Annotated in this window: 22 protein-coding genes; 13 read left to right on the top strand and 9 right to left on the bottom strand. The window is 59.2% G+C overall.

The features are described from left to right. Positions 1 to 323 precede the first annotated feature (323 nt). Complete coding sequence (locus tag IH944_02300; GenBank protein ID MCH7903379.1) at positions 324 to 776, top strand: ankyrin repeat domain-containing protein; 453 nt, start codon at positions 324 to 326, stop codon at positions 774 to 776. Here the strand turns inward: IH944_02300 and IH944_02295 are convergent. Then, a complete protein-coding gene (locus tag IH944_02295; GenBank protein MCH7903378.1) occupies positions 773 to 2,011 on the bottom strand; it encodes an L-rhamnose isomerase in 1,239 nt (412 codons plus the stop codon). The genes IH944_02300 and IH944_02295 overlap by 4 nt on opposite strands. Positions 2,012 to 2,082: 71 nt before the next feature. Here IH944_02295 and IH944_02290 point away from each other — a divergent pair, with 71 nt between their 5' ends. From IH944_02290 to IH944_02260, 7 genes are all read left to right on the top strand, one after another. Beyond that, positions 2,083 to 3,684 (top strand): hypothetical protein, encoded by a 1,602-nt coding sequence (locus IH944_02290; GenBank protein MCH7903377.1) that lies wholly within the window; start codon positions 2,083 to 2,085, stop codon positions 3,682 to 3,684. 131 nt (positions 3,685 to 3,815) lie between these two features. Continuing rightward, complete coding sequence (locus IH944_02285) at positions 3,816 to 4,286, top strand: hypothetical protein (GenBank protein MCH7903376.1); 471 nt, start codon at positions 3,816 to 3,818, stop codon at positions 4,284 to 4,286. Between the two features lie 256 nt (positions 4,287 to 4,542). After that, the gene (locus IH944_02280; protein MCH7903375.1) at positions 4,543 to 5,940 is read left to right on the top strand and encodes an aspartate ammonia-lyase; all 1,398 of its coding nucleotides are present in this window, start codon (positions 4,543 to 4,545) and stop codon (positions 5,938 to 5,940) included. Between the two features lie 63 nt (positions 5,941 to 6,003). Then, positions 6,004 to 6,717 (top strand): hypothetical protein, encoded by a 714-nt coding sequence (locus tag IH944_02275; protein ID MCH7903374.1) that lies wholly within the window; start codon positions 6,004 to 6,006, stop codon positions 6,715 to 6,717. Between the two features lie 129 nt (positions 6,718 to 6,846). Next, a complete protein-coding gene (locus tag IH944_02270; GenBank protein ID MCH7903373.1) occupies positions 6,847 to 7,278 on the top strand; it encodes a hypothetical protein in 432 nt (143 codons plus the stop codon). A gap of 61 nt (positions 7,279 to 7,339) precedes the next feature. Further along, positions 7,340 to 7,591 (top strand): hypothetical protein, encoded by a 252-nt coding sequence (locus tag IH944_02265; protein MCH7903372.1) that lies wholly within the window; start codon positions 7,340 to 7,342, stop codon positions 7,589 to 7,591. 65 nt (positions 7,592 to 7,656) lie between these two features. Further along, the gene (locus IH944_02260; GenBank protein ID MCH7903371.1) at positions 7,657 to 8,019 is read left to right on the top strand and encodes a hypothetical protein; all 363 of its coding nucleotides are present in this window, start codon (positions 7,657 to 7,659) and stop codon (positions 8,017 to 8,019) included. On the opposite strand, the gene IH944_02255 is transcribed toward IH944_02260, so the two are convergent. After that, the gene (locus IH944_02255; protein MCH7903370.1) at positions 8,008 to 8,688 is read right to left on the bottom strand and encodes a DUF3592 domain-containing protein; all 681 of its coding nucleotides are present in this window, start codon (positions 8,686 to 8,688) and stop codon (positions 8,008 to 8,010) included. The two genes, IH944_02260 and IH944_02255, sit on opposite strands and share 12 nt — an antisense overlap. Before the next feature lie 248 nt (positions 8,689 to 8,936). Then, entirely contained in the window at positions 8,937 to 10,268 is a 1,332-nt protein-coding gene (locus tag IH944_02250; protein MCH7903369.1) for a hypothetical protein, read from the bottom strand. Positions 10,269 to 10,680: 412 nt separating this feature from the next. Here IH944_02250 and IH944_02245 point away from each other — a divergent pair, with 412 nt between their 5' ends. The 3 genes from IH944_02245 to IH944_02235 all read left to right on the top strand — a co-directional run bounded on the left by IH944_02245 (position 10,681) and on the right by IH944_02235 (position 13,949). After that, on the top strand, positions 10,681 to 11,436 hold the full coding sequence (locus tag IH944_02245; protein ID MCH7903368.1) for an enoyl-CoA hydratase/isomerase family protein: 756 nt from the start codon (positions 10,681 to 10,683) through the stop codon (positions 11,434 to 11,436). Positions 11,437 to 11,521: 85 nt separating this feature from the next. Continuing rightward, a complete protein-coding gene (locus tag IH944_02240; protein ID MCH7903367.1) occupies positions 11,522 to 13,018 on the top strand; it encodes an ATP-grasp domain-containing protein in 1,497 nt (498 codons plus the stop codon). A gap of 196 nt (positions 13,019 to 13,214) precedes the next feature. Next, entirely contained in the window at positions 13,215 to 13,949 is a 735-nt protein-coding gene (locus IH944_02235; GenBank protein ID MCH7903366.1) for a hypothetical protein, read from the top strand. Here IH944_02235 and IH944_02230 read toward each other — a convergent pair. Genes IH944_02230 through dusB form a run of 3 tightly spaced genes read right to left on the bottom strand, consistent with a single transcriptional unit; the run spans position 13,946 to position 16,482 of the window. Continuing rightward, a complete protein-coding gene (locus IH944_02230) occupies positions 13,946 to 14,389 on the bottom strand; it encodes a cyclic nucleotide-binding domain-containing protein (GenBank protein MCH7903365.1) in 444 nt (147 codons plus the stop codon). The genes IH944_02235 and IH944_02230 overlap by 4 nt on opposite strands. Before the next feature lie 46 nt (positions 14,390 to 14,435). Next, positions 14,436 to 15,353: a proline dehydrogenase family protein gene (locus IH944_02225; protein MCH7903364.1), complete on the bottom strand. Its 918-nt coding sequence runs from the start codon at positions 15,351 to 15,353 to the stop codon at positions 14,436 to 14,438. Positions 15,354 to 15,390: 37 nt separating this feature from the next. Further along, complete coding sequence (dusB, locus tag IH944_02220) at positions 15,391 to 16,482, bottom strand: tRNA dihydrouridine synthase DusB (GenBank protein MCH7903363.1); 1,092 nt, start codon at positions 16,480 to 16,482, stop codon at positions 15,391 to 15,393. Between the two features lie 139 nt (positions 16,483 to 16,621). Here dusB and IH944_02215 point away from each other — a divergent pair, with 139 nt between their 5' ends. Further along, the gene (locus IH944_02215) at positions 16,622 to 17,785 is read left to right on the top strand and encodes a Gfo/Idh/MocA family oxidoreductase (GenBank protein ID MCH7903362.1); all 1,164 of its coding nucleotides are present in this window, start codon (positions 16,622 to 16,624) and stop codon (positions 17,783 to 17,785) included. Here the strand turns inward: IH944_02215 and IH944_02210 are convergent. Then, complete coding sequence (locus IH944_02210) at positions 17,782 to 17,952, bottom strand: hypothetical protein (GenBank protein ID MCH7903361.1); 171 nt, start codon at positions 17,950 to 17,952, stop codon at positions 17,782 to 17,784. The genes IH944_02215 and IH944_02210 overlap by 4 nt on opposite strands. 200 nt (positions 17,953 to 18,152) lie before the next feature. On the opposite strand from IH944_02210, the gene IH944_02205 reads away from it, so the two are divergent. Continuing rightward, on the top strand, positions 18,153 to 21,671 hold the full coding sequence (locus IH944_02205; GenBank protein MCH7903360.1) for a hypothetical protein: 3,519 nt from the start codon (positions 18,153 to 18,155) through the stop codon (positions 21,669 to 21,671). Positions 21,672 to 21,677: 6 nt separating this feature from the next. On the opposite strand, the gene IH944_02200 is transcribed toward IH944_02205, so the two are convergent. Then, complete coding sequence (locus tag IH944_02200; protein ID MCH7903359.1) at positions 21,678 to 24,470, bottom strand: hypothetical protein; 2,793 nt, start codon at positions 24,468 to 24,470, stop codon at positions 21,678 to 21,680. A gap of 479 nt (positions 24,471 to 24,949) precedes the next feature. After that, entirely contained in the window at positions 24,950 to 25,201 is a 252-nt protein-coding gene (locus tag IH944_02195) for a hypothetical protein (GenBank protein MCH7903358.1), read from the bottom strand. Between the last annotated feature and the right edge of the window lie 2 nt (positions 25,202 to 25,203).

Raw genomic sequence — 25,203 nt, 5'->3', positions numbered from 1 at the left:
GACGCCTCGACACTGCGAGTGCGGAGAGCTGGGGGTGATCGTGTGAAAACGTGGCACGGCCATCCTGGCCGTGAGTGGCATTGGCTTCCAGCCAATGTTCCTGCCTCGCGGTCAGGCTCGTTCGGCGCGTCCTTCGGGCAAGATGCCCGAACCACTCACGGGCTGGAAGCCCGTGCTACTTTGAGCGCTACACGGTGCGAGTGTGGAGGGATGAAACTTCATCATCACGAACCACCCGCGCGACGTGCTGGATCAGTTGGAGGACTCAACCGCGCGGTAACCGATGGGTAGGCTAGAATGGATGCTCGACCGGAGATTGACCCGTGACTAAATGCAGGCTGACTTTCTTTTCCGTTGCGATCGCTGCGCTGCTGGTCGTGTGTTCATGCGGCTCGCGCGTTGAACCGACGAACATCTGGGAGGCCGCCGACTTTGGAGACGTAGACGCGCTCCGCGAATACCTCGACTCCGGCGTCGACGTCAACGCGACAAATCCGGACGGACGTGGGACTCCGATTAAGGGGGCGGCGAAATTCGGCCACATGGCCTGTGTCGAGCTACTGATCGCAAGAGGAGCCGACGTTACTCAAAGAAGTGGTCCGGGCGTATCACCGCTCGAAGACGCCATCATATTTCGTCAGCTGGATGTTGTCAAGATTCTAGTCGAGAACGGGGCAATGCCAACTGATGCCGTCGAATTGCAAGACGTCAAGAATCTGGCGAACCATGTAAGCTCGCCAGAGATCAAGAAGTACATCAACAGCCTTCTGGATTAGCAGCGCTTTGACAGAACCTTCCTTTCGTAATCGCTGACTTCATTGAGCCAAGCGCCGCCGAGCGGTACGCTGAGCCGGTCGCAATGTACGTCCCAAACCGCGCCCCAGGGGAGCGACTTGGCGTCCTCTTGCAGCGCGAGTCGTTTCGTGAAGTCGCCGTCCCTTTCCGCATCCTTGAGAAGCGCGGTCGGCTCCAGCAGCGCGATCAGCAATGCCTTCTGCATGTTGCGCATGCCGATGACCCACGCCCCTACTCGGTTGATCGAGGCGTCGAAATAGTCGAGCCCGATGCGCACACGGTCGAGGTAGCCGTTGCAAACGATCTCGCGCGCGATCATCAGCAAGTCGTCGTTCAGGGTGACGACGTGGTCGCTGTCCCAGCGCACGCCGCGGCTGACGTGCAGCATCATCTCATCGACGAACATCAGGCACGACGAGATCTTGTCGGCGATGCTCTCCGTCGGGTGGTAGTGGCCTGAATCGAGCGTCAGAAGCGTGCCGTTCTTGATCGCATAGCCCAAGTAGAACTCGTGCGAGCCGACGACGTACGACTCGCTGCCGATCCCGAACAGCTTCGACTCCACCGAGTCGAGGTTGTCGTCGAACTTCTTCGCAAACACCTCGTCAAGAGAAGACTGCAAACGATCCCGCGGAGAACGGCGGTCGGCGGGCGTATCTTTGTAGCCGTCCGGGATCCACACGTTCGTCACGCACTTAGTCCCAAGCTCTCGTCCGAAGTAATCGCCAATCACGCGGCACCGCTGGCAGTGCTCGACCCAGAAATCCCGCACGCCCTTGTCCTGGTGCGAGAGCGTGAACCCATCCTCGGCCTTCGGGTGGCTGAAGCAAGTCGGATTGAAGTCCATACCGATGCTCTCGGCTCGCGCCCATTCCACCCAGCCGGCAAAGTGCGAAGTCTCGATCTCGTCCCGATCGACGCGCCCGGAGAACTCGCCGTACATCGCGTGCAGGTTGAGGCGGTGCGAACCGGGGATCAGACTAAAAACCATCGAAAGATCGCTGCGCAACTCAGACGGAGTCCGCGCCTTGCCGAGGTAGTTGCCCGTGACCGCCAACCCCCCGCCCAGCGCGCCCGAGTCGACCTCGAAACCACCGACGTCGTCCCCCTGCCAGCAGTGAACGGAGATCGGAATGTCAAGGAGGGCCGAAAGCGCGGCGTCGACATCGACTTCCAGCTCGCCGTAACGCTCCACAGCAGTCTCAAACACGGACATTCTTCGAGTCTACTTGAGCGACGAAGGAAACCCCTAGCGCCCAACGCGAGGTAGAACATCATATCATGCGCGTGTCATTGCTATTTGCCGCACTGATCCTGATCCCAGCTCTCTCGCTCTCTCAGGACGACGCGCCGGCGCCGTTGCTCGACGGAATGGGCACGCACAAGTTCCCGGTCAGCACCGACAGCCGGTTGGCGCAGCAGTACTTCGATCAAGGCTTCGTGCTCTGCTACGGGTTCAACAATCAGGAGGCGCACCGCTCGTTCATGTACGCCACCAAGCTCGACCCCGACTGCGCGATGGCGTACTGGGGCGCAGCGCTGGCGCTAGGCCCGAACCTCAACTCAGGCATGTCGAAGACTAAGGGCAAGAAGGCCGCTGAGCTTATCGCAGAGGCGATGAAGCGACTTGACACCGCGACGCCCAGGGAACAGGCACTGATCGTCGCTCTAGATGAACGGTACAGCCTGGATGAGGACGCCAAGCGCAGCACCCTGGATCGCGCTTACGCCGAAGCGATGGGCGAAGTCGCCAAGCAGTACCCAGACGACGACGACGTTCTGACCATGACCGCGGAATCGTTGATGAACTTGCACAAGTGGAACTACTGGAACAGAGACGGCACGCCGAAAGAGTGGACGACGGAGATCACCGATCTGCTGGCGCGCGCGCTGGTGATCAACCCTTGGAACCCCGGCGCGAATCACTTCACAATCCACTCTTGGGAAGGCTCGAAGACGCCCGAGGTTGCTGAGCCCGCCGCCGACAGACTGCTCGGTTTGGTGCCGGGTGTCTCGCATCTTCAGCACATGCCTTCGCACATCTATTTGCTGACCGGGCGGTACCACGAAGGCTCGATAGCGAACATCGGAGCGACCGCCGCGTACGACAGATACGCGATGCTGTGCACCGACATGGGCCTGAGCCCGATCGGAGGGTACAAGGCGCACAACTGGGACTTCCTTTGGCACTGCGCGCGGTGGGAGGGGCGCGGCGACCTGGCGCTGGAGGCTGCGGAGAAACTCGCCAGCTTCGTCCGCTTGCGCGTCAATTCCCAGCGGCAGCACGCCCTGCCGATGTACACGATGATCCAGTTCATGCGGTGGGAAGAGATTCTGGATACTCCCGAGCCGTCGGACGAGTACGGGTATCTGCAGTTCGTCTGGCACTACGGCCAGGCGATGGCAATGGTCAGTGGCGGCAACACCACCGCTGCATCCGACCACCTGATTGAAATGCGAACGTTGGCAGACGCCGAGAACATCCGAGCGTGGCGCGTGCGTCAGGCGAACAGCATGACGAAGATCGCGCTCGGCATGGTCGAGGCTGAGATCGCAGTCGCGGCGAAGGACTACGACGCGGCGATCGCCGCTCTGCAAGACGCGCGCGATGTCGAAGAAGGCCTGACCTACCGCGAGACGCGCGTGTGGCCACACCCAGTGCAGATCACCCTGGGCCGGGTGCTCATGCTGGCCGGAAGATTGGACGAGGCAGAAGCCGCTTACCGAGAAAACCTCAAGGAATCGCCGGAGAACGGCTGGTCTCTGCACGGGCTGGCCGCCGTGTTGAAGCTGCAGGGAAAACAGGCCGAGTCTGCTGAGTGCATGTTGCGCTACAGCCAAGCGTGGCAGTTCTCCGACGTCCAGCTGACGGATTCGCAGGGGAAGTAGGACAGTCGGGAGGGCGAGCGTCCCCGCGAGCCGCTAAACGTGCAATTTCGGGAGGGCGAGCGTCCCCGCGAGCCGCTGTCGCGCAGTTTCGCTCTGCAAGGTAATGTGATTGCCTCGAAGGTCTTCAGGAAATGGAGAAAACCGTCCGCAGAAAGCCATCTGAAAACTCGATCCTGACGTTGACGAATCGCTCCGATATTCTGTTTGTCACCGTTTGCACGCGCAATCGAGGACCACTGCTCGCAAACGACGATATGTGCATCCTGATTACCGAAGCGTGGGCGGCGGCAGTTCACTGGCTGGTAGGACGGTACGTGATCATGCCCGACCACATACATTTCTTCTGCTCGCCGAACACGACCGACCCAAATCTTAAGGCTTGGATCGCATATTGGAATCGCCTGGTCACCCAGAGCGACGGTTCTGAGGCGAGGGGATTCTGGCAGAGCGGATTTTGGGATACCCAGATTAGGACGGGAAGAGCGTACGAGGAGAAGTGGCAGTATGTGCGTCACAATCCGGTTCGCAAAGGTCTTGCCGTCGTTCCGGAGGAGTGGCCGTATCAAGGAGAGCTGAACGAATTACGTTGGTTTGGGCCTTAGGCTAGCGAGGCAGTTGCCATATATTCAGGCGTTGCGCTGTCGGCGGCTCGCGGGGACTCTCGCCCTCCCGCTTCTAGGGATGCTGGCGCTGGCGGCGGCTCGCGGGGACTCTCGCCCTCCCCGCTTCTAGGGAGGTTGCCGCTGATGGCGGCTCGCGGGGACGCTCGCCCTCCCTTGCAAGTGAGCATTGCGGTGTCGGCGGCTCGCGGGGACGCTCGCCCTCCCAACGAATGCGCTGTGCCGGTAACCTAGAGGCATGGACTTTCGGATCGAGAAGGACTCCTTGGGCGACGTCCAGGTGCCAGCCGACGCCTACTGGGGCAGCCAGGCCGAGCGCAGCCGCCAGCTGTTCCAAATAAGCGGGCTGACATCGCACCCGAAGATGATCGACGCGTACATCATGCTGAAGAAGGCGTGCGCGCGCGCGAACACCGATCTCGGGCTGCTCGACAAGGAGATCGGCGAGGCGATCATCCAGGCTTGCGACGAGATTCTGGAAGGGAAGATGCGCGACCAGTTCCCGGTGGATGTGTTCCACATGGGCGCGGGGACTTCGCTCAACATGAACTGCAACGAGGTGCTCGCCAACCGTGCGGAAGAGATCCTGGGCGGGGCCAAAGGCGAGTACAAGAAGGTCAGCCCGAACGACCACCCGAACTACGGCCAGTCCACCAACGACACGTTTCCGACGGCGATGCGGATCATGGCGCGCACGATGATGACGGACCTTTTCGCCGCCGTCGATAAACTGGCTGACGCTTTGGAGGCGAAGGGCGAGGAGTTCGACGGGGTTCTCAAGTCGGGTCGTACGCACTTGCAGGACGCGGTGCCCATCCGACTGGGTCAGGAGTTTGCTGCGTACGGCGCGGCAGTGCGGCGGTCTCGCAAGTGGCTGGCGTACGCGGCTTCGGAACTGGAAGTTCTAGGAATCGGCGGCAGCGCGGTCGGCACGGGGCTGAACACGCACCCCGAATACCGTTTCAAAGTCATCGACAATCTGTCGTCTTATACGGGGGTCGACTTTAAGCCTGCCGACGACATGCGCGAGGCGATGCAGTCGCAGCTCTGTATGTCTGCTCTCTCTAGCGGCCTGAGGGTTTTCTGTCTAGAGCTGACGCGCATCACGAACGACTTGAGGCTGCTTGCTTCCGGCCCCCTGACCGGCCTTGCGGAGATCAATCTTCCTGCGGTGCAGCCGGGCTCTTCGATCATGCCGGGGAAGGTGAACCCCTCGATGGCGGAGAACATGAACCTCGTGCTGTTCCAGGTGCTCGGCCAGTGCCAGTCGCTCGACTACTGCGTGCAGGCGGGGCAGCTCGAGCTGAACGTGATGATGCCGTCGATGGCGTTCTCCGCGCAGTTCTCCCTGCAGATCCTGACCAACGCTCTGAACACCTACACCGACAACTGCATCGTCGGCATCACGGCGAACGAAGAGACGTGCAAGCGGTACGCCGAAACATCGCCTTCTCTGGCGACCGCGCTGAACGTCTTCATCGGCTACAAGAAGGCCGCCGAGGTCGTCAAGATCGCCCTGGCCGAAGGCAAGTCCATCCCCGAAGTCGTGCGCGAAATGGGTTTGCTCGACGAAGAGACCCTAAAGAAAGCCCTCGACCCCGCGAACCTCACCGAGCCGGGAATTCCTGGGTCGTAAAACAAGCGTGAAGGTGATGCAGTGTCTATTTAGCTGGCTTGCAGCAAGGTAAAATACAGCGATATGCCAAAAAGCTACTATCCACCTAAGAGCCTTAAGGAAGCTCTGAAGCTTCCCAAGAAAATTCTCGAAGCAAATGCCGGTCATCCGATGTACCGTCCGACATTGGCTGACAATCTGGGCTTTACATCTTCGTCAGAGATTTTCAGACAGTTGATTACAGCTGGTGGGCAATACGGGCTTACGAAAGGTAGTTACAACGCGGAGAATATTGATCTCGGTGACAATGCTCGAGCGGCTGTCAGTAACGATTTTGACAAAATTTACGACATCTTGTTTGGCCATGATTTGTTCGCGAAGGTTCATGATAGATATAAGAATGCTGCGCCTGTAGAGCAGGCTGTTCTAGATTTCCTAAAGAAGGAGGGGGGAGTTGCAGATGCGCAAGCGAAGGGCGTATTTGATGGAATCATCAACAATATGCGTGATTGGAATCTTCTGCAGAGCGTAGGCGGTGCCGATCGCATTGTGCCGCGAGATCGGGGACTCAGTGGGTTGAAAGAGTCCGGAAAGGGCCAACAAACGGCTAAGAATGAGAATCCTACTCCACCTGTGCAGACTGATATCAAGCCGCCAGCCGATCCTGAGGTCGAACCACAGACCGTTAAAGAACCTGAAGTGCATATCGACATCCAGGTCCATATCTCACACGAGATGTCAGCTGAGCAGATCGATCAAATCTTCAAGAGTATGGGCGAGCACATTTACCGAAAGTAGTCCGGGGCTTAACGATTGGACAATCGTGTTGCGAGAATAGTAGGCTTAGCAAAAACACTGGCCAAGGTTGTGTCAGGCCGCGCAGAGCTAACTACTGGTCGGCAATCGGAGGTTGGTTCTATCACGCAAGTGCTTCAGGCCTTTCACGGTATCGCCGTACATCTCAAGGGCAGAGGGAAGTTTGCTGTCAGCAGCGAGGCCGAAGTCCAAGATCTCATGTACAGCATCCTGAAGCCTATCTTGCCAGATCTCTATGATGAAAATCCGCAGCCGAAGGCAGGGATTATTTCGTCTCGACCTGACTTCACATCGCGAGCTGCGAAGGCGTTCTTTGAGGCTAAATTTGTCAATTCTAAGAGCCACGCAAAGAGCGTTCAGCGGGAAATGCAAACGGACATTGAGCAGTACGCCCATTCCCAGGACTGTAATGAGATTTGGTTCTACGTATATGACCCGCACAATCATATCGCAGACGCAGAAGCGATGCGAAAGGCGATAGAACGAGATCGTACATTGGACGGTCGACGAGTCACAGCTCGGCTAATTGTCCAGCCAAAGTAGAGAATCGGCGTCTTGTGGCAATTGAGATGCATCCACATCCTCAACAGAGCATACTTATGAAATGGACATGTCCAAAGTTCAGGATCAAGCACAACGAGCAATGAGGATGGGTTCTCCGGATTGCCCAGTTTGTGAGTCAAACCACTGGGAATTCGGCAGAATTTATGATCCAGAAAAGCTGAAATATTCTGGTCCAAGCGACCCTCCAAAGCCCGAGAATTATGAGTGCGTGTGTAATAAGTGTGGCTATATCGTTTGTTTCAAGATTGCAAATCTCATGAAATGGGATTTGGCGGATGTTGCGTTGGACTAGCAACGCTTGACGACCCTTAGACGATCACGCGAGGAAAGAAAACGTAGCTGTGCGAGAATATCGGTATGCCGATTCTAGACGTTGAAATCGTGGGCGACTACGACCCGGATCACGGGGTTGCGCTCAAGATCGCCGACCGTGCGGCTGTCGTGCTTAAGGCTGACATAGGCCAGGTTTGGGTGAAGCTCAGGCACGTTCCGCGCGAGCGCTATGCGGAGAACGGGCGCGGCGACCCGTGCCCGGACCAGCCGGTGTTCATCACGGTGACCAAAGGCGTCCTGCAAGACGTCGAGGAGCTGCGGGTCGAAGCAGAACAGTTGACAAGGGCGGTCGCGGAGGCGGTCGGTCGGCCTGCCGAGAACGTCCACGTCATCTACGAGCCCAGCGCGACCAGGCGCATCGCGTTCGGCGGCAAACTAGTCGAGTGACTCGTCATCCCGAAAGGGATCGATCGTCTCGTAACGGTTCTTGACCACGAGTACGAGCAGGGGAGGGGTGATCGTCAGCAGCGCGGTGAACCCCCAGAGCATTTTCGTCGAGAGCATCGACCCCTCGACAGTCAGAGTCCAGGGAACGGCGATCGCACACAGGACGGCGAGGATCAGCATGGGCCAGAGAACGTAGTACGCCCTACGCGACCGCGCTGTCGGCCCGTCGCTCGACAGCATGCGCATATACAGCGCTCCGCACAGGATCGCAACGCCAAAGAGAACGAACGCCACAGGAATGAAGCTCGGCTCGGGGATCAAGTACGCCTTGCCAGGGTCGCCCTTAGGAACGTACGCCGTCACCGTAGAGCCGACGGGAAACTCGTTAACAGCCCCTTGGGCCATGGAGCGCGAGCCGTAGCTCTCGCTTACGCCAGGACGGATGTTGTGGGCCTCAGCGACTCCGCCATCATATTGGAACCGGAAATGAACACGCGGCGTGTAGGTGTCATCGTCGTCCGTTCTGTCGCGCCGCACCACTTCATGGCGAAACACCACGGCCCCAACCGGAACCGCCGTGCTCATCACATAGAGCGTGTAGAAAGTCATCCCCGCTCCTATCAAGTAGACGAAGAGCGCTGCGACGAAGAGTGCTTTCGGTTTGATCATCCGTCCCGCCTGCGACCGCACTTGGCGTTATACCTATAGTGCGGCCGGAGACTGCTTTGTGCCGATGGCCGAAGATTGAACCCTCCACACTTCGAGTGTGGAGGGATGTCGGAATCGGAAAGGACTTTTTTCCGTCAGCTCCCTCATCCTAACCTTCTCCCTAGGCCTAGGGAGAAGGGACTTGCGGAAAGGACTGTTGCTGTTGGACCCCCTCCCTAACCCTCCCCCAAGGGGGAGGGGATTTGAGGTTACTTTCGCAGGATGTCGCGCAGATACAGGTCGCAGACTGGGCGTTGCATATAGTTGCTGCCGAGCTGCTGTCGCAGTCGACGGATCGCGTCGTAGCGTGAGTAGCCGGTGTTGCGCTCGTACCGGTTCCAGAACGCGTTCCACCAGTAACGCGGCTGAACTTTGATGCCGTAGTACTCGGTGACGCGGCCGGTGTGCCCGCCCGTGACGAGCGAGCCGACGTTCTCGGTCGCGTCGTAGACGCGGTCGATGTCGCGCTTGATCTTAGCGACGTTCTGCTGGCTTATCACGCCGTTCGACGTCGCGAGGTAGAACTGCACCGTGACGCGAATCGGGAAGCGCGGGTCGCGCTCGATCTTCAGTCCGTCGATCTCCGTGAACGGGCCTTCGAGCTCGCCGTGTCCGATGACTGCCGCTTCGACATCGCTGCGCAAACCCCTCAAAGCCTTAGAGTCCTCCGCGACGGCATCAGCAGCACCGCCACCGCCAAAGCCTCCCCCTCCGGTCGTCCCACCGCCGAACCGCATTGGGCGCTTCTGCTTCAGCGGAACTTGGATCAGGAGCACCATGTTGAGCGCTTCGTCGCTGGCCTCGACGCCGCCGGGGTTGTCCGTCGGCCTGCCATCTTTGATAAAGTCCGTCAACCGCTGACCGGTGAGGCTTGCTCGCTCGCCGTCGGAGTTGTGGAACAGCCTCTGCCCCCACATCCATTGGCCGTGGACCGCGTCGCGCTTGTTGTCGATGATCGTGACGCTGGTGCCCTCGCGGGTCGCGAGGATCGTCAAGACAGCCGGGTTGCCCTCGTAAGACTGGTAGTTGAACAGCACGGGGTTGAACGTCGCTATGCCGCTCTTCGGCACAGGAAGGAAGCACGCCTGCGCGCTGACGAGCACCTTGCTATCGCGCAGCGCGAGCAGCGTCTTGTCGCGCGCTCTTCCGTCCCAACTCTTCGGGTCGTGCAGATAGCGGGATGGGTCGTCGAGGAAGTCGTAGAGCGACACGCGCTTCAGCGGCTTGCCGTCTTCGTTCCCGACGAGCAGGGTGAACGCGCTCGGGTCGATGTCGCCGGTTCTGTCGCTGAAGTTCGGGAACCGGATGACCGGCATCAGCTCGGTGCGGATCTGTCTCCCGTCCTGCACAGTGACCTGGATCGTCATGTCGCTGATGTTCGGGCCGACGGCGGAGTTCTTGAACCGCCCGGTGTCCTCCCAAGTCAGGTTCATGAGCTGCAGGCCCGTCTTGCTGACGAGCCTTCGGGCGTAGCTGTCGCGGACCATGTTGGCGGTCTTTCGCACCGTCTCGATGTAGTTCGCTCTCTCGCGTGGGGTCATCACGTGGGATGCGGTCCGCACGGTCGAGAACTTCTCGATCGGCGACCAGCCCTTGTCCTGGTTAGCTGAGGCCGTGCCCCAGGCTGCGACGCCGGTCAGGCCAGCAAGAATGATGAAAGTTGGAATTCGTTTCTGTCTCATTAATTCGCTCCGGTTGATTCTGTGTGTCCTCGCGAGGTTGGATCGTTCAATTTGTCTGACGTCCGAGTCCCTCTCCCGGCCCTCTGGCTTTCATCAGGCGCAGACTTTGCGGCCGGGAGAGGCAAGGTGAGGGCCAGGTCAACGCCTTCGATATGCCCTCACCTAACCTCTCCCACTCGCGACGGCAGACCATGATCAGCAGGTTCGTAGAGCGGGAGAGGGATTGAATCCGACTCACTGTAACCTGGTTGCTCCCTGTCATACTGGTCGCATGCTCATAGTCGAGCCTGATGGGCCGGTGCTAAGGATCACGATGGACCGGCCGGAAGTCCTCAACGCGTTCAACGACGTACTGATCCAGGCGCTCCGCGACGCCTTCAAGAATATGCCCGAGGGCACCAGGGTCGTGGTGCTGTCGGGTGAGGGCAAGGTGTTCAGCGCAGGCGGCGACCTGAACTGGATGGGCGAGGCCGCGAACTACACCGAAGACGAGAACTACGAGGATGCGCTCAAGCTCGGGCGTCTTTTTGAGGCTATCGCGGAGTGTCCGGCAGTTGTCGTCGCGAAGGTACAAGGTGCGGCGTTCGGCGGGGGTTGCGGATTGGTCGCGGCGAGCGATGTGGCGGTCGCGGTGGAGAGAACGAAGTTCAGCTTCAGCGAAGTGCGGCTGGGGCTGATTCCTGCGACGATCTCGCCGTTCGTGATCCCCAAGATCGGCAGCGGCCACGCCCGGCATCTGTTCACGACCGGCGAGGCTTTCGAGGCCGACCACGCGTTACGCATTGGACTGGTGCATAAGGTTGTTGGGGCAGATGACCTCGATGAGACCGTAGATGCGGTCGTCAAGAGCGTATTGCGCAATGGACCAGAATCGGTTGCGAGCGCGAAGCACGTCGCGCTACACGGCCCTTATGAAATGGAGAAGTCGGCGCGACTGCTAGCGAAAGCGCGATCGAGCGAAGAAGGGAAGGAGGGAGTCGCCGCGTTCTTGGAAAAGCGCAAGGCGTCGTTCGTGGTCGACGAATGACAGCCGTAACGGAGCGCAGACTCTTAGTCCGCATCCAGGATGGTGGACTCTCAGTCCACGACAGTAGAATGGGTGCGCCAAGACCATGATCAAGAAGATTCTGATCGCGAACCGAGGCGAGATCGCCGTGCGCGTGATCCGCGCCGCTCGGGAGATGGGCGTGCTGACGGTCGCGGTTTTTTCCGACGCGGACGCGGACGCGATGCACACGAGGCTAGCTGATGAGGCGGTGCACATCGGCGACTCGAAACCTTCAGCGAGCTACTTGGACATGGACAAGATAATCGCCGTCGCAAAAGAGGCCGGCGCGGACGCGATCCACCCGGGGTACGGTTTCCTGAGCGAGCGAGCGGGTTTTTCCGGGGCATGTGAGAAGGCAGGGATCGTCTTCATCGGCCCTTCCGCAAGCGCGATGCGGAAGCTCGGCGCTAAGATCGATGCCAAGAAGCTTGCGGTCGCGAACGACGTGCCGATCGTGCCGGGTTTCTTCAAGTCGGGCGCATCTGACAAGCAGCTAAAGAAGGCGGCGAAGGAGATCGGCTACCCGGTGATGCTCAAGGCTAGCGCGGGCGGCGGTGGGCGCGGCATGCGGATCGTCCGCGACCCAGCGGAGTTCGACAGTGAGTTGAAGCTCGCGAGCGACGAGGCTCTTAAGGGGTTTGGCGACGGCGCGATGATGGTCGAGAAGCTGATCGACCGACCGCGCCACATCGAGGTGCAATTCCTGGCTGATTCACACGGCAACGTCGCGTGTCTCTTTGAACGGGAGTGCTCGCTACAACGCCGCCACCAGAAAGTCGTCGAGGAATCCCCGTCGCCGGTGATGACGAACGAGCTTTGGCAGGGGATGCGCAGCGCCTCCGAGCGGCTTGTGAAAGCGAGCGGCTACGTCGGCGCGGGGACGGTCGAGTTCATGTTCGACGAGTCGAGCGGCGAGTTCTACTTCCTCGAGGTCAACGCGCGGCTGCAAGTCGAGCACCCGGTTACAGAAGCGATCACGGGCGTCGACCTCGTTCAGTGGCAGATCAAGATCGCAAGCGGGGAAGAGCTTGCCCTTTCCGAGAAGCTGATGAAAGGCGACCGCAGCGCGATCAGCGGCCACGCGATCGAGGCGCGGATCATCAGCGAAGACCCAGCGAAAGGGTTCATGCCGAGCATCGGCAAGATCGTCGGCTGGGCCGAGCCGCTGACCGACGGCGTGCGGGTGGACACGGGGTTCGAGGCTGGCGCCGAGGTGTCACAGTTCTACGACTCGTTGCTCGCGAAGGTGATCGCGCATTCAAACGACAGAGCCGGCGCAATTGCGAAACTCGACGCGGCCCTGCAAGACTTCCACGTCCTCGGCGTGACCACGAACATCGCGCTTTTGCTCGATGTAATCGATCACGAGGGCTTTGTCGCGGGCCGATTCGACACAGGGTTCCTCTCGCGGGAGTTCGGCGAGTGGTCAGGCGGATGTGACGTTCCAGAAGAGCTAGGCAACATCGCTGCCATGGCCGCTGTTTCCACGAACGGTAAGGATGCGGAGTCGAAGTCAAAAGCCTGGGAAACTACGGACTCGTTCCGGATTGCGCATACTTGATGGCAACGGTACTGCGGTTTCCCTCGTACCTGGATGGAGCACAGATGGAGCGGTACTTTAGCGAGGAACAGGTCGGTGAGATAATCCGCATGGCGGCGGAGAACCAAGCGCGCCATCGACGGGCGGGCACGCCAGGCCGACCACCTTCGCGGTAGGCTTGCGAAATCGGGGATACCGTTGCCGGATGCCGGAGAAAATGTCGAAGAATCGCGTATTCAGTGAGCAGGAAGCCAGCGAGATCATGCAGCGCGCCGTGCGCTTGCAGGAGTCGTCCAGCACCGGTGAGGGCTACACGCCCGGCGTCACGATGGACGAGCTGGTTCGTATCGCCGAAGAGGCAGGCATCGACCCGAAGTTCCTCGAAAGGGCGGCGAGCGGCGTCGATACCGAGGAGAAGTCGACCCAAGGAGTATTCAACCTATCGGAGGAGTTTGAGCGCGTCGTCGAGGGCGAGATAGATCCCGAGGATTTCGACCAGATTCTACACCTCGTGCGCCGGAGCGGCAAGGGCGGTATGTCGCAGGTCGGACGCACTCTAACGGGAATGGGTTATGTCGGTGTTCATGTAGTACACGTAGACGTCGAGAGCCGCAAAGGGAGGACGAGGATCAAGGTTCGGTCCTCGCCGCTGACGGCGTACTTCATTGCTCTCCACGGACCGTTGATCGGGAGCTTTCTTGCGCTGATGTTCAACATAGATGCTGGCAGACCGTGGCTGGGTTTCGCAATTGCTGTCGGCCTGATGACAATCGGCGGGAGCGTCTTCAAGTCGCTCATCAACGCTGGCAAGCGTGCGGCAAAGAAGCTGACCGGCCAGATCGTGGAAGTCGTCGAGGAAGAGGTCGATACGTTGAGGGTAAACCTGGCGGAGAAGGGCGAAACTGCGCCCGCAAAGAGGGCAGAGATTCGTCAAGACCGCACGCGCGATTAGAGGTTTCCGAGTACCGCTTCTAACTGGATGTTCGAAGATCGCAGGTGCGCGCACAGCGACCTTCCGACATTGCGCAGTATCTTCACTCCGATCGTCGAATCTTCGTCGAGAAGAGCGTTCAGTTTCTCGCCACAAAGGCAGAGGAATCGCGAATCGCCGTCGCTGATGACCGAGGCTGTGCGTGCTTGCATCTCGAAAAGGCCCATCTCACCGACGATGTCGCCCGGCTTGAGCCGAGCAATGAGGTCGCCCGAGTCGGTCGTTACGCGCGCCTTGCCCTCGATGAGAATGTACACGTCGCAGGCGTCGTCGAACTCCCGCAGTACCTCTTGAAGATCAGCAAAGGTCATCTGCTCTGAAACCTCAGCGACCCTGTTCACCTGCTCGTCGCTGAGGTCGTTGGTCAGATAGCTTCCTTTCAAGATGTCGAAGTTATTCATGGTGGACCGGCGTCAAAAGAGAATGTACCACCGAGGGGTGCGAATCTCACTTCTGAAACAGTGATTTGAGGATAAAGAACAGGTTGGCCGGGCGCTCAGCCAAACGCCTGCTGAAGTACGGGTACCAGGCCGCGCCGTACGGGATGTAGATTCGGACGTTGTACCCCTCCTCGAGCAGCTGTCTCTGCAAGTCGCGCCGGACGCCGTAGATCATCTGCCACTCGAACCGTTCGCTTGCGATGTTCTCCTCCTTTATGAACTGCTTGAGCTGCTCCACGATCCGCAAGTCGTGCGTTGCGATTGCCGGGTAGTTGCCGTGTCGTAACAGCGTCTTAGCTTGCTCGACGTACTGCTCGTCGACTCTATACTTCTCTTGATGCGCTACCTCGGCCGGCTCAAGGTATGCGCCCTTGACAATGCGCACGCGCGCCCCGAGCTCGATCATGTGCGCGACGTCCTCCGAAGTGCGCAGCAAATAGCTCTGCAAGACCGTTCCGCAGTTCTTAAATTCCTTGAACAGCCGATCGATGATGTCAACGGTTCGTTGCGTGTACTCGCTGGCCTCCATGTCGGCTCGCACAAAGATGTCGCTGTCCTTCGTCGCAGTGAGGATTTTACGGTAGTTCGCTTCCGCGACCTCGTCGCTCAAGTCCAATCCAAGCGCGGTGAGCTTCACCGAGATGTTCATCCTGTCTTTCGATGGAGAGGCTGCGATCATCTCGGCCATCTTGAGGTAAGTGTTAGTTTCACGGTCAGCCTCTTCGGTTGTCTCCACGTTTTCTCCGAGCAGATCCATCGATACGAGGAACCCCTTGTCAACGTACTCTTCGCCGATGCGCAACGCTGTGTCCAAGTCTTCGCCGGCGATGAACCGCTTGACCAGGGAACGAAAGAGGAACGATCTTGTCACGAGCCGCTCGATCGGGCTCCACCCGGCGAGTTTGAGGACTAGGGCGCGGAACATGATTTGATTCGCGCCGCGATTGTACTACGGCGACTGTTCAACTCGCTGGGCCAGCCGCCGCGACGGTCAGGGCGAACGATCGAAGTATCTCCTCGATTTCCGCGATGCTGCTGCACCGACTCAGTTTTCCCCGTATCTCCGCCGCACCGCGAACGCCCTTGATATAGAGCGGAAGTTGACCGCGAAGCGCGCGCACGCCTCTCAGCTCGCACTCCGTTCGCTCCGCGTTCGGCAGCGCGAGCACGTCGTCGTACGATCCAAGGCCCGCGCGATGAGCGACCATCGACTTCGCGTGCTCGATGGCGACGTCCGTGCGCTCTTCAAGCGATGGCTCGACCGGAGGGCTATCGCCCGTCAATCCAGTGCGGATCTGCGCAAGTCGCCACGGGTTGCTGATCGCCGCGCGCCCGACCATGACGCCGTCGCACCCGGTCTGATCCAGCATCTTCGCGGCATCTTCGGGCGTCTTGATGTCGCCGTTGCCGATGAGCGGAACGTCCACGGCCTTGCGAAGCTGCTCAATGAGCTTCCAGTCGGCTTGCCCCTCGAACCCCTGCTTTGCAAACCTCGCGTGCAGAGTGATCATCTGCGCCCCGGCATCCTGAAAACGGCTGCACAGATCGGGCGCCGCGAACAGCGACCAGTCCCAGCCAGCGCGAACTTTGACGGTGACCGGGACCGACACTGCCGCGACCACCGCGCTAACGATCTGAGTCGCGAGGTCAGGGTCTTTCATGAGCGCAGCGCCGGAGCCCGTGCGACAGACCTTCGGCACCCAGCAGCCCATATTGATGTCGACAAGATCGGCCCCCATCTCGACGGCCACTCGCGCTGTCTCCGCCATGACGTCCGGCACTCCTCCGAAGATCTGAATCCCCAACGGCCGCTCGTCGTCGGCGACTTGCATCTTGTCGCGAGTCTTGAGCGCTCCGTGGTGGATCGCCATCGCCGAGATGAACTCCGTGAACATCAGGCCAGGACGACCGATGCGCTTGGCGATCCGCCTGAACGGCTGGTTGGTGACGTCCTCCATCGGTGCGAGCAACAGCGGCGGATCGACGGTGATGTCGCCGACGGTAAACGGCTTGTACGCGGTTTGTCTGCTGTTCGGCATGCGCTGCTCACTCATGGTGCCACAGGTCTGAGCACCAAGTTCCGCGTGGCGGGACCGCCAGAATCTCTCCCTCAGCCCTGATTCGACGTGCCATTCTCGCTTTTGGGTTGACCTGCGCCCCCAAGGCCGCGCAGAATCCGATCCTAGAGCGAGCATGAGCAAGAAGACACTCAACGTTGGGCTGATCGGTTACCAGTTCATGGGCAAGGCGCACAGCAACGCCTACCGGCAGGTCAATCGGTTCTTCGACCTTCCGATCCAAATCAGGATGCACACTCTGTGCGGCAGGTCAGAGTCGGGTGTCAGTGCGGCCGCGGGTGCGCTAGGTTGGGAAAACTGGGGGACAAGTTGGGAGAAAGTTGTGGAAAGCGCGGAAATCGACGTGATCGATATCGCTACGCCAGGCAACTCCCACTGCGAAATAGCCGTTGCCGCCGCTGAGGCAGGGAAGATCGTCTTCTGTGAGAAACCGCTTGGAAACACGCTTGCCGACGCCGAACGCATGCTCAATGCGGTCCAGAAGGCCGGTGTCCAACACTCCGTTTTCCACACCTACCGCAAGGTTCCGGCGATAGCGCTGGCCAAGAGCATGATCGAAGACGGCGTCTTAGGTGAGTTGCACCACTTCAGGGGCGTCTACCTCCAGGACTGGATTGCGGATCCGAGCTTCCCGCTGGTGTGGCGATTGCAGCGAGATGTAGCCGGCAGCGGTGCTCTTGGCGACATCGGCAGCCACACCGTTGACCTCGCTCGATACTTGGTCGGCGAGATTGACGAAGTCGTTAGCAGCATGCACACGTTTGTAAGGAAACGGCCTAAAGTTGGACAGATCGACGACCACATGGGTGCTCGAGCAAGCGATGAGATGGGAGAAGTCACGGTCGATGACAGCGCGATGTTCTTGGCGAGGTTTGTCAACGGGGTACAAGGAACGTTTGAGGCGAGCCGGTTCGCGGTCGGTCGGAAGAACCACAACAGATTTGAGATCAACGGCAGCAAAGGGTCGATCGTATTCAACCTCGAACGGATGAACGAGCTGGAGTATTTCGACAATACTGCCGACGAAGACCGCCGCGGGTTCTCACTGATCCAGACGACGGAAGCGCATCACCCGTACGCCGGCAACTACTGGCCGGTCGGCCATATCACCGGCTACGAGCACACGTTTGTGAACCTAATTGCGGACGCTTTGGCGTCGATCGACTCTGGCACGGAAATCTCGCCCAACTTCGTCGACGGGTACGAGAATCAGCGCGTACTAGACGCCGTCGAGAGGAGCCACGCCACCAGAAGCTGGGTGAAGCTGCAGGGCAGCTAGGCGACGTCCTTCTCTTGCTTTGGCTGTCGGATTGCGCACGCCAGAATCCGGATCGCATTGCGGAACACAGGCGTATCGTGCTCTGTGCTCTCAAGGCACCGCATCAGGATTTCAAACGCTTCTTCGTGTGAAAAATCTATGAGTACCCTTCGTTGATCGCCGTCCATCGCAACCCCATTCTCGGCAGAATTGTGAGTTGCCTGTACGATTTACTGAAACCCAGCAAGAATACGTGCGTCTTTGCCATTGGGAGTACCGCCACCGTCCCGCAGGTTCAGCGGGTTTTGGCGAGCAGGGACAAACTGCCGATTCAGGCTGTGTATTGGTTGAAAATCGGACATAATATGGGTAGGAAGCGTCGTTGAACGTGGCTTGGTACACCTCCGTCCGGGCTATCGCATTGGCCGTACTGGCTTCGCCGATTTTGGCGATCGCCCAGGTAGGCATGCCTGGCAACGGCGCCGATCCTGGTCTGCGAGTTCCGTTTGAATTAGGCGGACGCAACTCCATGGACTTGATTCCGCTCAGTGCTGGGCGAGTCCTGTACCCCCTCCGCTACGCATTTGTGAAGGCCGGATCGGAGCGCGTGATTTTCGGCAGCCAAGTCTTGATTCGGAACAAGGATTACTCCATCGATTACGCTGCTGGCACGATCATGCTGATGCGGCCTGGCTCGATTGGACAGACAGTGTCGGTGTACTACCGCTACGATCACAAGGCGAAGCAGTCCGGCATGTTCTCTGGCGCACGGTCTCAGGACGGCTTGCAAGGGATGAGGATCGAGTTTGCGCCCAACAACGCATTCTTGCTCGGACTAGGATTCACCGAGCGCCTCAAAGACGGGACGGTTCTCACATCGAACGTGTACGGCCTGTCCAATTCGTTCTCCTTCGGCGGTGGATCGACTATCAGCGGCCTGATGATGATCGGAGAGCGCCTAAGGTCCAACGGCACGAGCATGATGGGCAACTACGGGGACGGTCGGCAACAGACCGATGAAGGGCAAGGGCGGGCGATCGTCCAAAACCTTCAGATGAACGCGCTCGGCGGCAAGATCACCGCTAACTACCAAGACATCGACAGACAGTTCGCTGGCTTCCAGTCGTTCGCCGGCGGAGGGTTCGATGCCAAGGCGATCGATGCGTTCAAGAGGGAGCGCGGCCTCAAGCGCAACGGCTTAAGCCTTTCGGACATCGATTTTGGAGCGCTGAGCTTCAGCTCCGGTTTTCGCACCGTGGGGGACGCTAACGGTTCCATCGACTGGCGAAGCTACGGGTTGAAGTCCGGTGATTTCAGCTTCAGCTGGAGCGGTCAGAAGGTCGATCGTGGATTTGAGCGGTTTGCGGATATTAAAGGTCGTGAGGGCGACTGGAAGCAGCTCAAGAAGGAAGCGGGCTTGGACCGCCAGGCGATGAATATGGCGCTGGGCTTCGGTTCCGGCGAGCTAACATACCGACGGTTCACGGTCGATGATGACCAGGGTTTGGGCGGCGTCTTCGACCAGGCGCTGTCGCTCGTCTCACCTTGGGCAAACCTAACCTACACCTCGCAAAGCGTGGGTTCTGCGTTTACGCGCTTCTCAAGCTTGCGTCCCGGCGATTTCAAGGAGTTCGGCACCAACCCAGGGCAACTCGGAAAGGAGCGGGGTGTCAGCAGAGAGGCGCTCTCCCTCAGCAGTCCCGCCTTCGGAGCGCCGTTCAACTTCCAGCAGAGCAAGCTGGGCACCGGTGAGGGAAGCCTTGAGACCCAGTCGCTCGCCGTCAAGAGCGGCCCCTGGGAGTTCCGGCACAACAGGCTTACCGTCGATGACGGCTTCAGTAACATGCGTGCGTTGACTGCGCTGGAGCAACAAGCGTCGCTGAACATGATCGCGGATATGCTCAAGCCAGGCGCCAAGCCGAACAGGAAGGACAAGAACGCTTTCTTGCGAGGCCTCGGTCTGAATCGGCGTTTAAGCCGCTTGTCTTACACCGTTGGAGACACGAGCCTGAGGCTCGACCGAGTGGCGATTGCAGGAGGCGGCGGCGGCGCAGTGAGCGACGGGGTCCATTTTGCAAACGGCAAGTACACTCTGAACTATCGGAGCACTGGCGTCGGGATCGGCTTTGACGCCGTTCGCGACCTGACGTTCAGCGAGCAAGCTGTCGTTGGTGTCACTCCTGGGTTGGGCAAGAGCGATTTCAGCTTTGCAGCGGAGCTTGACGCCAACCGTTCATTGAGCTTTAATCGAATGAATGCGGAGGACTTGACCGGCGGAGCCTCTCGCGAGTCTTTGGCGTACAAAGACAAGGGGTTTGAACTCGCCTACGTTAGAAGAAACGTAGGTAGCGACTTCGACGCTGTTGGAACCCTGATGGATCCCGAGCGCAACCTGTTGCGCAGCCTCATGGGTTACGACCAGACGAGCTTCATCGCAAAGTGGCAAGTGCTCTCATCGCTCAACCTGAGCTTGAATTGGACGTCTGCGTCGAACGAGGAAGACGGCCTGAGCCAGGGCTTCCGCGAGTCAAAGTTGGACTGGAGCGTCGATGGCAACACGGAGTTCTCAGTTTTCAGAAACGAAGCGAATGTCGCTGATCCGGAGAGCATGACCGTCGATCAGATGTTCAACCAGTACAGGCTCTCCCGTCGCCTAGGCCGTTTCGGCTCGTTGACGTTGATCAACGAGGAGCGCAGATACGACGGCGAAGAGGAAGAGCAGTCGAACTCTATCAAGAACAAGCTTATTTACAAGACCAAACTGACGAACAACTCGACTCTGCAGACCGTGCACAGCGAGACCAAATTCGATGACGGATCGCGCGAGACGTCGATGATCAATACGCTGGAGACAGAGGTCGCCAGGGGCGTCAGCGTGCAGGTAAGCGATACGAAGGTCAACCGGCCAGGCGAAGAAGTCGACAGTTCCAAGCAGGACTACGGAATCAAAATCGACCTCGGCAACGATATCGAAGTCAGCTACGCCTACAACCGAAACCTCAAGAGCGCTTCGGACGGTACGAAGAAGACCAACTTCAGCATGACGCCGGGAGAGCTGGCCGGCATCAAGGTCGGACAGCTGAAGTATCTGCACGAGGGCTGGGACGGCCAACGCGATCACTACGTCGGTGGCGTCAACCTCGCCAACGTCGCGCCGCTGACGATCGGCCCGATGTCGAACGTGAACTTTTACTATTCGGCGGACACCGAGCGCGACATGAACCGTTGGAAGCGCGAACGCAAGACGTTCGGCTTTGAAGGAAGCCTTTTCGGCCTCGACATCGGCTACGCCTACTTGAGCGTTATCAATCCAGCGACCAGCGAGCGGTCGATCGACCGCGTGATGTCGCTGTCGAGCGGCGTTGCCGAGGGTGCATTGCTGAGCTTCGAGTTCAACTACGATCTTCGCACCCAGCCGGATAACAAGAACGTGATGATTCGCGACTTCAAGTTTACGGTCAGGCCGCACAAGGACTGGGTTTTGGAGAACGAGATCATCACGAACCCGCTCAAGCAGCAGAAGAACGCGGTGTTGGGGTCGATCGCGCAGGACACGCGAGTCAACAAGTGGAAGATCGGCTACATCGGATCGGATTCGCTCAAGAGCAGTTTTGTATTCGAGGAGATCCGCAACGATCGCACTCAGCAGTTGAGTCGCGACATCGGCGTCGACCTGACGCTCTTCGCCAACAACCCGTCCCCGCTCAAGCTTAGCTACAGAGTATCGCAGCGCGACAAGGGGCAGCGGACGACGCGGCACCTGATCTCACTCCAGTTCGATCAGCATCCTGGTGAGAATCAGACGCTCAGTCTGTTCGTCGGCAACGAGAACTGGAGCGATGGCCGACCGAGCAACGGACCGTTGCGCAATTGGCGTCTTCGACTGGACTATTCGCTGCGGTTTTAAGCCTCGCTAGTTCGAGCGTGCAACGCGACTGCTTTCAACCGTGCGTAGATTCTGCAAGCCAATCCAGCCTTCGCTCGTCAAGTCCACGAGCCTAAACACGACGATCCTGCCCCTGTATTCCGTCATGTCCCACGTCACTGCCTCAGGACTGTTGCTCACCTTCTTCGCAAGCAGCAGCGGTTCGTCGGTCGATACGTCGACTATCTCAACGTACAGCTTGGTGTTCAAACTTCCCAGGAGATCGTATTGAACAGCGTCAGCTTGGACAAGGAACGGCCTGCTTTCGATGGTGCCCTGCAGAGAGTCTGCTTGCCCGCCGAAGCCATCGTCCGCCGTGCTCAAGAGCGGCTGATCGTTAAGGAACGCACCGCCGACGGTAGTGGTCGCAAGGTCGCCGGTTCGCCGCCAACCGCTGGGCGGCGGAGCAAGAAGCTCGCTCGGAGCGTCGATGTAGACGTTTACCGGCCCGTAAGCCAACTGCGTGTCCTTGTAGCTGCCTTCAAACAATACCGGGCCAGAAGAGAGCAACTTTGCGTCGACGAATGCGCCGAAGCCAATAGGCAAAAGCTGCGCCGCTAGCACGCTGCCGTCGCCGAACGTGAACGTCCCGCGTAAATCTGACGCTCCGCCAACTGCCACGAACGTCGGCGTGGCGATCACGACAGGCTGTCCCTCGTGCGCCGCTACTTTAATCGACCTGATTCCGATAGACGGCGGCGGGGTCACAATCGGCGTTCGGACGCCCATCAAGTCGTCCACCAGCTCGACGATGAACGAAGCTTGATACGATCTAGGATTGCGGGTCAAGGCGCTGACGATGCCATTGCGTTCTGCGGCGAGGCCGTCGATTCCCACGCCCCAGCCACTGCTATGGATATAGAACGCGCCGTACTCTGCGGCAACATCCGCAAGGCACGCGATCAGTTGGCCCGCACCGGTGGAAGGACCTCGCCAGTCGCCTATGCCCGCCGAGAAGTCAGGGAAAACGCTTGACACAACTCGACCACCGCGATACTGCCCCGGCAAAGTAAAGCCGTTCAGCATATTCGTCCCAAAGTACATGAGGCCGAGATTGGCGCGGACGGCAGCAACTCCGCGCTCGAAAAGAACGCGATCTCCCAAACCAGCCGCAGCATAGAGAATCGTCGGCGCGAAGACTGCTTGCCGCGACTCAGCGATCGCCGTAGAGCTCATGAAAGCCCCGAACGGGTCGTAGCTCTCAGCGCCGGGCACGGACCACACGCTTTGGCGCAGCAAAGCTCGCTGGAGCAGTCGCCGAGCCAGCTCTTTGTCGCCAAAGTCGCTCCTCAAGAGGGCTAGCGCGAGAGCGAAGTTCTCGGTGCTAGGCTCCACGACTTGCTGCAACGCCTCCTCTGCGAGCGACTCGAGCGTTTCGGCGTTGTTCAACTGCCAGGTCATGATTCTCGCCATTTCAACCGATGGGCCGGCGCCGATGCCGATCAGTCGCTCGCTCATGAACAGCGCACTCAGCGCGGTTGCGCGCCGTGACCTCAGGCCCTCCTGGATTAGCTCGACTCGCCTCTGTATTTCGTCGATTCGCGGCGCATCAGGAAAGTCCTCAGCAATTCTGTTCAGCCAAATCCCGGTCTGAGCAAGACCGTCGACGTCCCACTCCTCTTGCCTCCAGGACTTTGACGTCATGTTGAACACCGTCGCCGCTTGATCGGCGCCGATCGGAGCCGAAAGTGCGAGATTCACCATCTCGTCTGCCATCGTCACCCAAGACCCTTGGAGCAAATTGACGCCCCACCAACGGACTCCCCATGCGACGCGAACCGAGTTCGCATCAACGGAAAGAGTCGCATTTCCCGTGCTCGAAACCAGGGCGCGCATCTGAACTCCGTCGATCTCAGCGGTCCACCAGGCGTCCGTCGCACCGGATTCGAGGTTTGGCATCGTCTCGTCAGGGAAGATCGGGAATCCCATTGCCCGCTTCGAATAGAACTGGAATGGAGCGGTCTGAGGAAGCGGTAGGTCTAGCCGCTTGCGGCCATACGTCTCCCACAGGAAATCTCCGACGAACGCGACCGGGTCGACGGAGCGGGGCGTTAGGATCAGGTCGAAGGAGAGTCGCAGTTCGCCGGGTACAGACCTCGGTCTTTGGTCGATCGCGTACGTTCCGTCATCAGCTCTATTGGTCCAGGCGTAGCCGACCGCGATAACTGCGCCCGCTGCGAGTCCGCCTGAGGCGTCGATCTCAAGCGCAGAGGGCATTGGCCGATACCGCGCCAAGTAAGTGAGGTCGGGGATGACCGCCATGCCAAATTCGCCCCGGCTCAAAATAGCGTGGGGCGCAGAGAACATCACGTCGGGGATGACGGCTTTCTTCGCCGACCCAAACGCGGTGAACGCCTCCGCTGGCAGCCGTCCGCCGCCGGGAGGCAGGAAAGCGTAGCCGCTCATGAACTCAGATATCCGTTTCGGCGTTGGCCCGAGCTGCAATCGAGAATCGACTCTGAACACGGTCCCCTCGGACGGGACGGAGATTGTTCGCTGCACGTTCTGGCCGCGAAGCAGAATGTCGTTGCCCTCTGACCGGACGATGAAGAACAGAGACTGCGCGATACCGCGCGATCTCGCCGGCTCTTTGGCCAGGGCAGAAGGGTGGCTAAGAGAGGTGGCGATCAGCGAACCGGTCTCGCGACTGCCGAGGTAGTACTCCTCGTGCAGTTTGCCGTCGGTGCGGACGATCCTGACTCCGGCGTCGGCGCCGAACAGCTCTAGTACTACGTCGCTCCGCGAGACGTTCGCAAGAGCAATGAGGGCGATTGAGATCACAGGACGTATTCTATCAGCCTAGATCGTGCAAGCGGTCCCTAAATTGGGCAGCTTAGGGCTGCGCTGCCAAACGCCGAGCGGAAAAGCCCAGGTCTCGCCGTGCTATTACCCAGTAGGAATGCCGCCAGCAAATGCTGTGCTGGTAAAAACCCTGCCAGGAATTGTTCCATCGGTAGCCCTGCTGGAGTTCGGTGAAACACTGGCAAACGTAGGGGGAAACCGATCTCCAATGGCTTCCTGATGGTGGTATGAGGTTCTATGGGAGAGCTTAATTCAGGTTGGTTGTTATGGTTTATTCACTCGTTGCCGTCGCTATTGCGCTGGCTTCAATATTCGGAGCGTGGAGTTTGACTAAGGAGGCTCTCAAGCGAGAGTCTGAAGGTTAGAACCGCTTAGGTGGTCTCTGTCAAAGTTTCCTCATCTATTCGAAACGTTAGTCCTTGGTAGCGGCCCCCGGAGACCCCGGGGGCCGCTAATTTTTAAGCGCGACGTCCAAACGGGCAGCTCGTTTCAACGCTCTTTATACTCCTCAGGCCAAATGGATCGTGCGCGGCGCTGTGGACCACCTTCTTCGTACCGGCAAAAGGCTTGCAGACCGTCTGGCCAAATCTGTTCCAGCATGCGATCGACGTCGGAATCGGCCTAGGCATCAGCGCGAAGAGCGTTTTGCCAGCATCGCGAGCGTAGCTCTCCGACTTTTTGGCGAACGCCGTCTTCGTCCAAACCGCCAAAC

It is taken from the genome of Armatimonadota bacterium, assembly GCA_022563855.1.
Taxonomy (GTDB): Bacteria; Armatimonadota; Fimbriimonadia; order Fimbriimonadales; family Fimbriimonadaceae; genus JADFMN01.
The sequence above is the reverse complement of the archived record's forward strand: the minus strand, read 5'-3'. Positions and strand labels throughout refer to the sequence as shown.

Coding starts and splice junctions, on each gene's coding strand:
- IH944_02260 (MCH7903371.1), top strand. CDS start 7,657: ATGCCGATTCTAGACGTTGAAATCGTGGGCGACTACGACCCGGATCAC.
- IH944_02255 (MCH7903370.1), bottom strand. CDS start 8,688: ATGATCAAACCGAAAGCACTCTTCGTCGCAGCGCTCTTCGTCTACTTG.
- IH944_02280 (MCH7903375.1), top strand. CDS start 4,543: ATGGACTTTCGGATCGAGAAGGACTCCTTGGGCGACGTCCAGGTGCCA.
- IH944_02235 (MCH7903366.1), top strand. CDS start 13,215: ATGTCGAAGAATCGCGTATTCAGTGAGCAGGAAGCCAGCGAGATCATG.
- IH944_02275 (MCH7903374.1), top strand. CDS start 6,004: ATGCCAAAAAGCTACTATCCACCTAAGAGCCTTAAGGAAGCTCTGAAG.
- IH944_02215 (MCH7903362.1), top strand. CDS start 16,622: ATGAGCAAGAAGACACTCAACGTTGGGCTGATCGGTTACCAGTTCATG.
- IH944_02245 (MCH7903368.1), top strand. CDS start 10,681: ATGCTCATAGTCGAGCCTGATGGGCCGGTGCTAAGGATCACGATGGAC.
- IH944_02265 (MCH7903372.1), top strand. CDS start 7,340: ATGGACATGTCCAAAGTTCAGGATCAAGCACAACGAGCAATGAGGATG.
- IH944_02240 (MCH7903367.1), top strand. CDS start 11,522: ATGATCAAGAAGATTCTGATCGCGAACCGAGGCGAGATCGCCGTGCGC.
- IH944_02210 (MCH7903361.1), bottom strand. CDS start 17,952: ATGGACGGCGATCAACGAAGGGTACTCATAGATTTTTCACACGAAGAA.
- IH944_02250 (MCH7903369.1), bottom strand. CDS start 10,268: ATGACCCCACGCGAGAGAGCGAACTACATCGAGACGGTGCGAAAGACC.
- dusB (MCH7903363.1), bottom strand. CDS start 16,482: ATGAGTGAGCAGCGCATGCCGAACAGCAGACAAACCGCGTACAAGCCG.
- IH944_02285 (MCH7903376.1), top strand. CDS start 3,816: ATGGAGAAAACCGTCCGCAGAAAGCCATCTGAAAACTCGATCCTGACG.
- IH944_02295 (MCH7903378.1), bottom strand. CDS start 2,011: ATGTCCGTGTTTGAGACTGCTGTGGAGCGTTACGGCGAGCTGGAAGTC.
- IH944_02230 (MCH7903365.1), bottom strand. CDS start 14,389: ATGAATAACTTCGACATCTTGAAAGGAAGCTATCTGACCAACGACCTC.
- IH944_02225 (MCH7903364.1), bottom strand. CDS start 15,353: ATGTTCCGCGCCCTAGTCCTCAAACTCGCCGGGTGGAGCCCGATCGAG.